General features: G+C 43.6%; 16 protein-coding genes. 7 read left to right on the forward strand and 9 right to left on the reverse strand.

From position 1 onward, the window contains the following. Positions 1–375 precede the first annotated feature (375 nt). Positions 376–789, reverse strand: a complete 414-nt coding sequence (locus HF864_RS06495; RefSeq protein WP_169462182.1) for a hypothetical protein — start codon at positions 787–789, stop codon at positions 376–378. Positions 790–853: 64 nt separating this feature from the next. Further along, positions 854–1,177: an ATP-binding cassette domain-containing protein gene (locus tag HF864_RS06500; protein ID WP_169462183.1), complete on the reverse strand. Its 324-nt coding sequence runs from the start codon at positions 1,175–1,177 to the stop codon at positions 854–856. A 318-nt stretch (positions 1,178–1,495) separates the two neighbouring features. On the opposite strand from HF864_RS06500, the gene HF864_RS06505 reads away from it, so the two are divergent. The 4 genes from HF864_RS06505 to HF864_RS06520 all read left to right on the forward strand — a co-directional run bounded on the left by HF864_RS06505 (position 1,496) and on the right by HF864_RS06520 (position 5,440). After that, positions 1,496–2,893: an amino acid permease gene (locus HF864_RS06505; protein ID WP_169462184.1), complete on the forward strand. Its 1,398-nt coding sequence runs from the start codon at positions 1,496–1,498 to the stop codon at positions 2,891–2,893. Positions 2,894–3,376: 483 nt separating this feature from the next. Next, positions 3,377–3,856, forward strand: coding sequence for a MerR family transcriptional regulator (locus HF864_RS06510; protein ID WP_169462185.1), 480 nt, complete (start codon positions 3,377–3,379; stop codon positions 3,854–3,856). Next, entirely contained in the window at positions 3,840–4,709 is an 870-nt protein-coding gene (locus HF864_RS06515) for an aldo/keto reductase (protein ID WP_169462186.1), read from the forward strand. Before HF864_RS06510 ends, HF864_RS06515 begins: the two co-directional genes overlap by 17 nt. After that, positions 4,706–5,440 (forward strand): carboxymuconolactone decarboxylase family protein, encoded by a 735-nt coding sequence (locus tag HF864_RS06520; RefSeq protein ID WP_169462187.1) that lies wholly within the window; start codon positions 4,706–4,708, stop codon positions 5,438–5,440. The genes HF864_RS06515 and HF864_RS06520 overlap by 4 nt, the downstream gene beginning before the upstream one ends. Positions 5,441–5,504: 64 nt before the next feature. Here the strand turns inward: HF864_RS06520 and HF864_RS06525 are convergent, their stop codons facing one another. From HF864_RS06525 to HF864_RS06530, 3 genes are read right to left on the reverse strand one after another with little or no spacing between them, the layout of a single operon-like run. After that, positions 5,505–5,852, reverse strand: a complete 348-nt coding sequence (locus HF864_RS06525; RefSeq protein ID WP_169462188.1) for a carboxymuconolactone decarboxylase family protein — start codon at positions 5,850–5,852, stop codon at positions 5,505–5,507. A 57-nt stretch (positions 5,853–5,909) separates the two neighbouring features. Beyond that, positions 5,910–6,038: a hypothetical protein gene (locus HF864_RS09545; RefSeq protein WP_277346629.1), complete on the reverse strand. Its 129-nt coding sequence runs from the start codon at positions 6,036–6,038 to the stop codon at positions 5,910–5,912. Positions 6,039–6,060: 22 nt separating this feature from the next. After that, positions 6,061–6,279 carry a hypothetical protein gene (locus tag HF864_RS06530; protein WP_169462189.1) on the reverse strand — a complete coding sequence of 73 codons (219 nt, stop codon included), beginning with the start codon at positions 6,277–6,279 and terminating at the stop codon, positions 6,061–6,063. A 40-nt stretch (positions 6,280–6,319) separates the two neighbouring features. On the opposite strand from HF864_RS06530, the gene HF864_RS06535 reads away from it, so the two are divergent. Continuing rightward, on the forward strand, positions 6,320–6,562 hold the full coding sequence (locus tag HF864_RS06535; protein WP_169462190.1) for a hypothetical protein: 243 nt from the start codon (positions 6,320–6,322) through the stop codon (positions 6,560–6,562). 121 nt (positions 6,563–6,683) lie between these two features. Here HF864_RS06535 and HF864_RS06540 read toward each other — a convergent pair whose 3' ends face one another. The 3 genes from HF864_RS06540 to HF864_RS06550 all read right to left on the reverse strand — a co-directional run bounded on the left by HF864_RS06540 (position 6,684) and on the right by HF864_RS06550 (position 9,434). Beyond that, positions 6,684–7,286 carry a DNA-3-methyladenine glycosylase I gene (locus HF864_RS06540; protein ID WP_205882312.1) on the reverse strand — a complete coding sequence of 201 codons (603 nt, stop codon included), beginning with the start codon at positions 7,284–7,286 and terminating at the stop codon, positions 6,684–6,686. Positions 7,287–7,549: 263 nt separating this feature from the next. Then, on the reverse strand, positions 7,550–8,833 hold the full coding sequence (locus HF864_RS06545) for an RNA-guided endonuclease TnpB family protein (RefSeq protein ID WP_169462192.1): 1,284 nt from the start codon (positions 8,831–8,833) through the stop codon (positions 7,550–7,552). Next, entirely contained in the window at positions 8,826–9,434 is a 609-nt protein-coding gene (locus HF864_RS06550; protein WP_278781445.1) for an IS607 family transposase, read from the reverse strand. The genes HF864_RS06545 and HF864_RS06550 overlap by 8 nt, the downstream gene beginning before the upstream one ends. A gap of 434 nt (positions 9,435–9,868) precedes the next feature. Between HF864_RS06550 and HF864_RS06555 the strand changes: the two genes are divergently transcribed. Beyond that, positions 9,869–11,062, forward strand: coding sequence for an MFS transporter (locus tag HF864_RS06555; protein WP_205882313.1), 1,194 nt, complete (start codon positions 9,869–9,871; stop codon positions 11,060–11,062). Then, the gene (gene nadC / locus HF864_RS06560; protein ID WP_205882314.1) at positions 11,052–11,891 is read left to right on the forward strand and encodes a carboxylating nicotinate-nucleotide diphosphorylase; all 840 of its coding nucleotides are present in this window, start codon (positions 11,052–11,054) and stop codon (positions 11,889–11,891) included. Before HF864_RS06555 ends, nadC begins: the two co-directional genes overlap by 11 nt. 98 nt (positions 11,892–11,989) lie before the next feature. Here the strand turns inward: nadC and HF864_RS06565 are convergent, their stop codons facing one another. Continuing rightward, positions 11,990–12,400 (reverse strand): hypothetical protein, encoded by a 411-nt coding sequence (locus HF864_RS06565; RefSeq protein WP_169462194.1) that lies wholly within the window; start codon positions 12,398–12,400, stop codon positions 11,990–11,992. Positions 12,401–12,486 lie beyond the last annotated feature (86 nt).

The following is a 12,486-nucleotide window of genomic DNA, read 5'->3' on the forward strand; positions in this document are numbered from 1 at the left end:
CTGGCTGCCTAATAAAAATTTTTATTCAGTTTACAAGTAATTAATATTCAATTCCAGCTTTTTGGGTACACACCAGTGAGCCGAAACTCACTTGAGGTTTTTTAATTGGATGCATCCCCATTATCTTTATCATCGGCTGCCTGGAGCTGCAATTCAAATACAGCCCCATGCGGTTGATTTTTTAGATGTTAGGACTTTTTTGACATTGTTGTCGGCAACAACTGCTATTACCGGGCGTTCAGCCTTGCTTTGCTGTTGCATGTATTTGACGAAACCAAATCCAACGATTGCGACCACGATTGGGCAATAATCATCCAATAATAAGCAGGCGACAGCGGCTTCTTTTTAAATACCATTCTGGCAACGGAAAGCACTCTACTCATGGCTGTCTACCTCCCCTTTAATCGTTAAGCGAAAAATATCATCCAATGTTGCTGGTAAAAGACGATATCCACGTAATGATGGAAGATGCCTGGCTTGATCCATTGCCTGCTTGACATGCAGTTCAGAATCAAACGTAATTACTTTGCCGGGATAATCATCATCAATGGCCATCATCCCTGGCAATTCCTCAATTAAAAGATTATCAAAGACGCCTTCCAGGTAGATCTTGGTTTTACCAAAACGTGATCTGATTTCATCAATCGGTCCATACAGTCGCTGATTCCCATTAACAAGCATCAACAACTGATCCGAGACTTCAGCAACGTTTTTCATGTTATGTGAGGAAAAAATGATTGCCGTACCAGTTGCCTTTAGTTTTTTGACCGTTTCAATCAGCAGTTCCACGTTAACCGGGTCCACTCCTGAAAAAGGCTCATCCAAAATCACCAGACGCGGACGATGGCCGTGATTAACTGTGATTACCCTTCGACAGATTTTTAATTCGTGATTTCTCATTTCCCTTTACTGATAATCGATTCATCCATAACGATAGATCGGCAGCCGCAATTTTTAGATCAAACCCATGCAGACTCGCAAAGTAAAGTACTTGTTCCTTGATCGTCATATCCAGATAAAGGCCCCGTTCCTCGGGCAAAAAACCAATCTGATCTAAAGATTTTTCATCCAGCGGCTGGCCAGCAATGGTAATGGTACCCTGATCCGGCTTTAAAAAATTCATGATCATCTTAAAAGTAGTTGACTTGCCGGCCCCATTTTGTCCAACAATGCCCAAAACCTCACCACGCTTAACGTAAAAGTTAAGATTATTTACAGCCGTGACCTCACCAAAACGTTTGATTACGTTTTTAATGAAAAAAGCTATAAAACTAGATAAACGCAATACAGTTCGAAAACTAATCACCTTGTTTCTTATCTAAAGTCGCAATCGATTTCAACCTTCATTTCTTTAATAATTTAGATGAATAATCCCTTTACTTTTCTAATTGATTTTTAATATTTATGCGACTATTATGTATTTCAATATCACAAACAAAAATCAAAATATTATTGAAAAGAATCGTTTTTCCTTAATCCAAAGGTGGTTGATATTATGAATCTGTTTCGCAAAGAAAGTCTGTCACGGTATATGAAAACAGACGGCCAGATGCCCAAGACCATGAACGCTAAAGATCTGATGGCAATGGGAATCGGTGCCGTTATTGGCAGTGGGATTTTCATCCTGCCTGGTACTGTAGCAGCCAATGATGCCGGGCCCGGTGTCTCGCTTTCTTTTTTGGCCGCTGCTATTGTGTGTGGGCTGGCCGGAATGTGCTATGCTGAGTTTTCATCAGCAATTCCGGTTGCCGGTAGTGCCTATTCATACGGCAACATTATCTATGGTGAATTTATCGGTTGGATCATGGGTTGGGCCCTGGTCTTGGAATATTTATTGGCAGTAGCCTGCGTCTCGACAGGTTGGGCAGCCTACTTCAACTCGCTGCTGGCCAGTTGTGGCATCAACATCCCCAGAGCTCTCGCTGGTCCATTTGATCCGGCCAAGGGCACCTATATCAACTTGACCGCGATTTTAAGCGTTCTTTTAATTACCTGGCTGCTGTCATACGGGATGCACGAATCGGTACGGGTTAACAATATTGCCATCATTATCAAGCTTTTGATTATTGTGGCCTTTATCATCATTGGCGTATTCTTTGTTAAAAGGGCTAACTATCACCCATTCTTGCCATATGGTGCTCATGGTGCATTCAAAGGTGCCACGACCGTCTTCTTTGCCTTTTTGGGTTTTGACTGCATCTCAAGTTCCGCGGCTGAGGTCAAGAACCCGCAAAAGACAATGCCGATTGGAATCATTGGTACACTGCTGATAGCAACGGTTCTCTACATGGGTGTCTCAATCGTTTTGACGGGAATGGTCAACTACAAGCACTTGGATGTTGCCAACCCAGTCGCCTTTGCGCTACAGTCCGTTCATCAAGGCTGGCTGGCCTCATTGCTTTCAATCGGTGCTTTGATTGGGATGGCCACCTGCATGTTTACGGCAATCTACGCCTCGTCACGCCTGATTTACTCACTGAGTCGTGATGGCCTTTTGCCAACTTCCTTGCGCCAGCTGGATAAAAAGTCGCATACGCCAAAAATTGCTTTGTGGGCCGTTGCGGTTTTGATTGCGGTAATGGGCGGCTTCGTATCACTGGATAGCCTGACCAACCTGGTTAACATTGGGACGTTGCTGGCGTTTACCATGGTTTCGTTTGGGATCATTCCGCTGCGCAAGCGTGAAGATATCTTAAATGACGGCGGCTTTAAGGTACCACTGTATCCAGTATTACCGCTGCTTTCCGGGTTTGCCTGCCTGTTTATGATGTCGTTTTTGTCTAAGGAAACCTGGATCGGGGCTGGTATCTGGTTTGCTATTGGGATGGTACTCTACTTTGGTTACGGCTATCGCCACAGCAACATCAACGATATGACGCCAACGCAAGGCTAATTGGCTAAAAACGAACTTTATTAGATTATAAAAAAGGATTTGAGCAAACACACTCAAATCCTTTTTAATATTTAGAATTAAAAGATAATGATATAAATATTATATTTTTAATTATTTTCAGTCTAAAATTGTTTAATTCTAGTCATTGGAATCTGACGAATAAAATGCTGGTAAAATTGCATCTGCCTCGTTTTTGGCAATCTCAAACCGTTCGTTGATGTCAAGCCGGCTAAGATCAGTCCCTTGAAAAGTCATTATGAAACCATGGAATTGATTGAAAACGAAAAGGCTTTTACAATCCACAGGAGCTAGGCTACCTCGTCCATTATCTAATCGTAGAAGAACCGGTCACGTTAAAACGTTTGTATGTCAGCGAGCTAAAAAAGATGATCGATCAATATAAAATTTAGCAATCAACCATTGACTTAAAGTTAACTTTAAGGACTAGAATTAAAGCATCAACTGCTGGATTGGAGGGATGAAATGTCTTATACAATTTCTCAAGTTGCCCAGATGATGGGCGTGGCACCTTCCACGCTTCGCTATTACGATAAAGAGGGGCTCTTGCCGAACGTCAAGCGGGTCAACGGCATTCGCGTTTTTGAGGATGCCGATTTCCCCTGGCTACGGATTTTAAACTGCCTTAAAGGAACTGGTATGCCAATTCGCAAGATCAAAGAATATGTTGATCTGTGCGCAGATGGTGATGCAACGCTGGAGCAGCGCTATTCAATCATCAAAGATCAGCGCCAGCATGTCTTAGATCAGATCGAGCAGCTAAACTTTTATCTAAAAGAGCTCGATTACAAAGACTGGTATTATCGGACGGCAATTGCTGCTGGTACTGAAAAAGCAGTCTATCATCCCGATCCGGTATCCGGTTTGGCATTGGATGAGATCCCTGGTATGGGGACTGCACCATCAACTGATGAACAGGAGGAGAAAAATGAGCATTCTGAATGAAGATTATGTACTAAACAACGGGGTCAAGATCCCCAAATTAGCACTAGGCACTTGGCTGACTGAAGGTCAGGCCGCTACCGAAGCCGTTAAAGAAGCCATTAAGCTGGGCTATCGACACATTGATACGGCTCAAGCCTATGGCAACGAAACCGAGGTTGGGCTGGGCCTGCGCGAATCGGGCAAGGATCGTCAAGCTATCTTTGTCACGACCAAACTAGCGGCCGAGTTAAAAGACTATGACTCAGCTGCCAAGGCAATTGATGAGTCACTGACCAAATTAGGCCTGGATTACATTGATTTGATGATCATTCACAGTCCACAGCCATGGAAAGCGGTCAACCAGTCCGATAACCGCTATGAAAAAGGCAATCTTGAAGCTTATCGGGCACTGGAAGATGCCTATAAGGCTGGTAAATTGCGAGCAATTGGGGTTTCCAACTTCAATCAGCATGACCTGCAAAATATTTTGGATCATGCCGATGTTAAACCTGCTGTTGACCAGATTTTGGCCCATATTGCCAACACACCGTTTGATTTGATCGACTTTTGTCAGCAAAATGACATCCTAGTTGAGGCCTACTCACCAGTTGCGCATGGTGCCGTTTTAAAGAATTCGGTACTGGTAGCGATGGCCCAAAAGTACGGCGTTTCTGTCGCCCAACTCTGCATTCGCTATGATCTGCAGCTGGGCATGCTGCCATTGCCTAAGACGGCCAACCCAGAACATATGGCACAAAATGCCGCAGTTGATTTTGAAATCGATGCAGCAGATATGGATACATTAAAACAGGTTGAACACATTAAAGACTATGGCAATGACAGGTTTTTCCCTGTTTTTGGAGGCAAACTATGAAACAAACTGCAGGACATGATGCTTTAGGCGAATTTGCTCCTGAATTTGCCCACTTAAATGATGACATTCTTTTTGGTGAGGTTTGGGACCGTGAATCCTTGCTTTCACTCAAGCTGCGCAGTATTGCAACGGTCAGTGCCTTGATCGGCAAAGGTATTACTGACAACTCACTGAAATATCATCTGGCAACCGCTAAGAAAAATGGCGTTAGTAAGACCGAAATGGCTGAATTGCTGACTCACCTGGCCTTTTATGCTGGTTGGCCAAATGCATGGGCAGCCTTCAACATGGCTAAAGAAGTCTACGCAGATGGTGATGAAGCGGCTTCACATGGTGGCTTCTTTGGCTTGGGTGAGCCTAACGATGCTTATGCCAAGTACTTTAGTGGCCAGTCTTACCTCAAGGTCCTGACTAAGCCAGACGATCCACTGACCATCAGCAATGTGACGTTTGAACCGGGCTGTCGCAACAATTGGCACGTTCACCATGCCAAGAGCGGTGGCGGTCAGGTACTGATCTGTGTTGATGGTGAAGGCTGGTATCAAGAAGCCGGCAAACCTGCTCAAAGTCTGCACCCTGGCGATATTGTTGAAATTCCAGCCGGTGTCAAGCACTGGCATGGGGCTAAGAAGGATCAATGGTTCAGCCACCTGGCATTTGAGATTCCTGGCGTTGATACTAGCAACGAATGGCTTGAACCAGTAACTGACAAAGAATACAATCAACTCTAATTATTTGACCTGATCACTCAAAAAAGCACTTCTGTCGCTGGCAGAAGTGCTTTTTAATTATATTTTATTCAGCGGCCTTGGCAAACTGGTCGTAGCATTCCAATGCCTTGCCACCATATACCGTGGATGGGCCACCACCCATCATGACAGCTACACCAATCGTCTCAACGATTTCATCACGCGTAGCGCCAGCCTTCAAACAGGCCTTGGTATGCTGAACGATACAGCCTTCACAGCGTACGGCAATCGCAATGGCTAATGATTCCAGCTCTTTAGTCTTAATATCCAGAGCACCATCCTTAATGGCTCCACTATGCATGGCATTAAAGCCTTTGCCGGTATCACCCAGTGCACCGAACAGCTTCCGATTGTTGGCCCGCGTTTCATCCAATTCTGCTTGATAATCTGTCATAGTATCACCTCATTTGGATTGTTGCCTTTAGCATAACACGTCCAAAACAAAGTTCAATCAATCTGCCTGACTGCCAGAAACCTGCAGGCGCTTGTGATACTCACGCGGTGAACAGTGCATGCTGGCGCGAAAGGCCTTGGCAAAATAGCTGCTAAAGTTAAAGCTACAGCACAGACTGATCTGCAAAATGCTCAACTCCGAATTGGGGCTAAGCGATCAGGTACTGGATTGGCGACTGCTTGATCAGCTTTTTAAAACAGCACATGCATTCTTGGGGGCTAACACCAACTGATTGAGCAATCTGATCCAGCATTAATGGCTCATCATAATGATCGGCAATCAGCTGCAACATCTTGCGCATTCGTTGTGACTGAATCAAGTTGGTTTTGACCATTGAACAATCGGCAAGATTAATTATTGGCAGCATCTTTTGCCATCAGCCGTGCAGAACTTGAGGATCGCTTGACTTGAATGGACAAAACAAGCTCTGTGACTATCTGGTCAAGCTCATGGTTGCCGACCAGAATGCCAATCATCAGACACACGCTTGGTCACAAATCATCTGGGACGTCACGGTAGTTGCTTGGCTGATTGATGAATCATTTACCCACAGCCATTTGGTACCAACCCCTTATATCGAAAGCAATCCGCGTTATGATATTTTTTATGATGGTCACTATCAATATGCGTTCAGTCAGTCACGCCTTTGATGCGCTATGTTTACCAAATTGGTCGCGATCTGATCTGGGAAGACCTGGTTAAAAAACTGACCCAGGCTTGATTCCACGAACCTGATCCTAGATGATTGTTCAGCTGAATTGCAATAATCACCTAAAGCATCAGCACTGAATGTGCAACATTGCTACTTGGCTCAGTCGCATGGTATAAGAAGCACCCCGGTTCATGACTGTTAACTACGCCCACTGCCTGCAGGTAGGCATAAACCGTCTTGGTGCCAACAAACTTCATGCCGCGTTTTTTGAGATCTTTAGACACGACGTCGGACAGTGGTGAATGGGTCTGGCCGGTTTCATAAATCGTCTTGCCAACTGTCCAGTGCCATAAGTACTTAGCAAATGAGCCCCATTCTTTTTGAATCTGCATAAAAACCTGCGCATTATTGACGGCAGCATTGATCTTCAAGCGGTGGCGAATGATGCTGGGATCGTTTTGCAGCCGCTGCTGATCAGCTTGCGTAAATTGCGCTATTTTTTTAACGTCAAAATCAGCAAAAGCATGTGCAAAACCTTCTTCTTTGTTTAAAACAATCTCCCAGGAAAGTCCCGCTTGAAAGGTCTCCAAAATCAGCATTTTAAACAGTTCATGGTCATCTTTGACTGGGCGGCCCCACTTTTGATCATGGTACTGAACATAACGTGGATTTTGGGGATTGGCCCATGGACAGCGTATTTTGCCATCTTGCCATTGATTCATTTTCATCACCGCTGCAAAAAAGTGTGCAATGTAGTTATTTTACGATTTTAACTACATATCCGAAGACTTAAATACAAACGTTTTTCTTATTGCCGTTATCGCCGGTATTCCGATATTCCAACGAGGGAGTAATCACATTGACCAACGCAGATGCCGAAACATCACTCTTGCAACATCTAAGGAAGGCTCTCGCCAATCCTCGGGTACAGCTAACCCGTGTGGCCTCGATTGCTCAAGGCCATTAACAATCCTTTCTTTTAAGTTTATAGTGCCTTATTCAATTTTGGATGCTCAATCAGTGCTAAAAGATTAAACATCGCATTGGTGTCCCGATCTACAACTAAGTTGTAGTTGGGACATTTTTTGTTATAGCAAACAAACTCATTATGTTTGGTGCCATGCTTCTTGTTGCCATACAGCGTAATGCGTTCATCACCATGCTTAATGGTGCCGCAGACTGCACAACGCTGAGTAGATGGATATAGTTTGTCGGCTAAAATCAATTTGCGACCATACCATTTACACTTGTAAGTCAGCATTTGCTTAAACCTGCCAAACATGGAACGATGCACGCCCTTAGAAGCTACATGGCTCATTAGCATGCCTTTGACAGACAGGTTTTCAATTACGATTTGATCATAATTATTAACCAACTTAGTCGTAAATTTGTGCATGAGGTCATTCTGGATATTAGATGCTTTGCGATAGCATGCTTGAAGCTTGGTTCTCGTCTTCAAATAGTTATTGCTTTGCGTACTGCCAGTAACAACCCGTTTATGTGCTAATTTACGTTGATAATGTTTAATTTTTTCGTAAATGCGTTCCAACTTCTTTGGAAGAACGTTTTGTTGACCATCCGTATAGTTGAAATGACCGACATTAACATCAACTGCCGTATTCTTACCAGTTTTGGGTAATGCTTTTTTATTGGCGACTTTAAACGGTACAGCTGCATAGTAACGGCCGTTTTCACGGAAATAGCTGACTACACCGATTTTGTCGGACAAAGGTTTCTCACTTAATTTAAAGTCCCGCCATTCTTCACTTGGAACGAGGCTTTTCTGAGGACGTTCCAGACGCAGTAAACCGTCTACAATCTTGCTTTGATCGCTTTTAAAGCCCTGGCGTGGTTCTCGACGGGAATGAAAATGCGGCTTTCCCCAATCGGGCTGTGCCTTGTCAAAAAAATTCTGCCAAGCATTGCCCAAGTCCTTAACGGCAAGGCCAAGCAGGTGGGCAGAGCGCTGATATTGCCAATCTGCTTTGTCGTGTACCATAATGTCACGAACCATCTTCCAATTTGGAGAAGGATTTAGATGAATGTCGATAGGTTTTACCGTGATTTTTCCCGTTTTTTTATTTTGTTTGGGAATAAATTTAGTCCATAAAATTTTGTCGTAAATCTTATGAGCAAGATACAACTCATTCCATGTTTCTAAGGCTTGGTTCCAACAATAACGACGATAATCAATAGCCTCATCCAAAACCAGCTTCATAGTCTTATTCGGATGCAGTTCGTAAACCACCGTTTGGATTGTATCAGTCATTCTTACCACCGCCTTTCAAGCTGGGATCCGTCTCAATCTGTTTTTTATAACGGCGTAGGCCGTATAAGCGACTGGAAAACACATGGATAATACTGGTCAGATCGTCAACCAATTCCTTATCGGGGCTAGTTTTAGGATTATTAACCACGATGATTTCTGCACCATGACGCTTACAAAAGTCAGCGAACCAATCAAAGCCAAAGCGGATAAAGCGATCCTTATAAGTCACATAAATTTTGCCAATTTTGCGATCTTCAACTTCTTGTAACAGCTTATTCCACTTAGGTCGTTTGTAATTGAGTCCACTGCCAATATCTGTAATATGCTCATCAATAATAATGCCCTTAGCATTACAATATTGAATCAAGAAATCCATCTGATCCTCTAGATCACGTTTTTGTCCAGCTGATGATACTCGAGCATAAGCAATGTTTTTACGGTCTTTTTCACTGATCCCTAGATACTTATTCAATTGTTCTTGAGTGTAGTAACGCCGATTGGCAGCATTTCGATAAGCCTTGATGCGCCCCTCTCGATCCCAACGCTGCATTGTTGAAACTGAAACACCAAGCAGTTCAGCAGCTTGGCTAACCTTATAGATTTTGTTCAAAATAGATTCACCTCACTTTAGTAGGTTGAATCTATTATAACACATTTAAACACTTTTGATTATGTTAGTTATATTTTTGCTAATTAACAATTAGCCCTTTCTTAACTAATCTAATCTTACTAAATTGATAATCATTCGCCAACGAGCATTTCCAATTTTGAAATGCTCATTTTTTGATCTTAATTCTGGTTTGATGGTCATTTTTTGGCATCGAAATCGTTTTCTGAGTATCCATTACCAAAATTATTTTAGGTAGTTTTTACTTTTATAAAGTATTATTAAACCAGTTTTGTAAACGCTCACTGTTACGTTTACCTAGTTAGTAAATAATTAATTCTGGCTTGCATTTGACCGATAAAGGACTAAACTTGACCGAAATAAAGGTAACTCTTACTTTTACAAAATTTGGTTAAGGGAGCAGAAAAATGGATCAAAGTTTAACAGCCAAGAAAACGGCCTTGGCTTCGTTTTTAATCATTGCAACGGCATGGATGTTTGACGCGTTGGACGTAGGTCTGCTGTCATTTATCATGCCGATCGTGCGTAAAGCGTGGGGGCTGGCCAATTCACAGACCGGATTGATCAGTTCGGTCAGCACTATTGGGATGATCTGTGGTGGCTTTTATTTTGGTCACCTGGCTGATCGAATTGGCCGTAAGAATACGCTGATCATTACCCTACTGATGTTTTCACTGGGGAATGTGGTCTTAGCGGCCGCGGTTGGCTTTAAAAGCTTTTTGGTAATTCGTTTCTTTGTTGGCATGGGACTCGGTGGCGAACTGCCAGTAGCTGCTACTTACATTTCTGACTTATACCAGGGCAACAAGCGCTCACAAATGCTGATTATGGCTGACAGCTTTTGGGCAATTGGCTGGTTGATTGCCTCATTTCTGTCATTTTTGTTCAGCACGCAAATTGGCTGGCGGGGTCTGCTTTTAGTTACAGCGCTGACTGGATTCTTTGCTATTATGATGCGTCGTAATATTCAAGAAATCAGTCATGTTCAAACAAAACGGGTTGGTTTGGGCCAGGCCTTAAAGAAATCTTTTCATGGCAAGACTATTATGCTCTGGATTGCCTGGTTAATGGTCATGTTTAGCTATTATGGAATGTTTATGTGGCTGCCAAGCATTATGCTGGCACGGGGCAACAGCGTGATTGAAAGTTTCGGCTATACAACGATCATTGTGGTGGCCCAGTTACCAGGATACTATCTGGCAGCTTGGCTGGCTGGTAAAATCAAAACTAAGTACGTCTTCGCAATCTACATGTTGGGGACGGCACTAGGCGCGATCATGTTTGGCAACGTTTCGAGCAGCGCTTTGACGGTTATTGCTGGCTGCATCCTATCGTTCTTCAACCTCGGCGCTTACGGTGCCATCATCGCTTTGACACCAACGCTGTATGAGACTGACGTTCGCGGGACGATGACGGGGATGGCGCAAGGAATGGGCCGGATTGGTGCCGTCGTTGGTCCACTGCTGGTTGGGATTTGGATCGATCAGCATGTCAGCATCAATATGATCTTCTTGATTTTCATGATTTCTTTGATTATTGGTTCGGTGGCTGTCTTGGCATTGCCAGAACCAGGAAAGAACGAGGACGCTCATGCTGAATGATTTTCTTCTAAAACAAAAACTGACCGCTTTTTTAAAAGAAGATCTGGAATTTGGGGATGCCAGTCTTGCTCCCCTACCAGATCATGTCATTGAAGGAATGTTCATTGCCAAAGCTGATGGTATTGTCTGTGGCCTACAGGTTATCAGTGCCGTCTATGACCTTTTAGGTGGTGCTGAAGTTGAGTTGTTGGTCAGCGATGGTGAAAAAGTCGCTAAAAAGACCGAGTTAGCACGAGTTAAAGGATCAGCTGCCGTTTTACTAAGCGGTGAACGGGTTATTTTGAATCTGCTGCAGCACATGAGCGGGATTGCCACTAAAACTGCTCAAGCCGTCGAGCTGCTGGCTGATCCAACCATCAAAATCGTGGATACGCGCAAGACGATGCCTGGGCTAAGAATGTTTGAAAAAGCAGCTGTTCGTGCTGGTGGCGGTTTTAATCATCGCATGGGACTGACGCACGGGATTATGTTAAAAGACAATCATCTGGCATTGGCGGGCAGCGTTGGCAAGGCAATCGATCTAGCCAAGCAGAACGTGGGACCTATGACGCGCGTGGAGGTTGAAGTTGAAACACTCAGTGAATTACAGGAAGCTATCAAACACCATGCCGATGTGATTATGTTTGATAATCAAAAGCCAGCAACCATCAAGCAATGGCAAAAACTGGTGCCGGCTGGAATTCTTACTGAAGCTTCAGGCGGCATTGATCTAGCAAATATTGCCCAGTACCAGGGCTGCGGCGTTGACTTTATCTCGCTGGGGACGTTGACCAATGCCGTTGAACCACTGGATATCAGTTTTTTGGTCAATGGCGCCATTAAAAGCTGAAATAACGATTAAATAAAAAACAGTGCTGATTAACTGGTAAACAGGTAATTTCAGCACTGTTTTTATTATTGAACAATTTATTGGCTATCCGGATTTTCTCAATACGGCAAAACTATTTCGTGAGGCTGCACAGCCGGATCGTGATTGGCAATACATTCAACACAGTATTGATCTTTAGCGACTTCAGCCAGGTAGTTCAATGATCGCTGAGCCGCCTTTCGATCAATCACTACCCCTGGCGTCAGATTCTCAATCCATGATTTGGCAGCATATCCGCCATCGGAAGCAAGCATTACATATTCCTTGCGTCCAGGAGCTTGAAGCTTGGCAGCACATAGCCCGGAACTGTGTCCTGGTTTCCAAATCATTTTAATCGTCCCATCGCTAAAAAGATCAAATGAACGATTCCAAGCGCCATCATTACTGTCAGCCAGCTCAAACGTCTTTAAAGGAACGTTTTTCCATTCATAATTGATGATCGCGGTTCGCTTTATTCCAACCAGTATCAATTAAAATCAAACCACGGGGATGTTCAATAAAACAATTAATCAGACATGCTCAACAATCAAAAAAACCGACTGATGAGCAGTTCATC

Origin of the sequence: Lactobacillus sp. MRS-253-APC-2B (assembly GCF_012843675.1) — a bacterium.
Taxonomy (GTDB): domain Bacteria; phylum Bacillota; class Bacilli; order Lactobacillales; family Lactobacillaceae; genus Limosilactobacillus; species Limosilactobacillus pulli.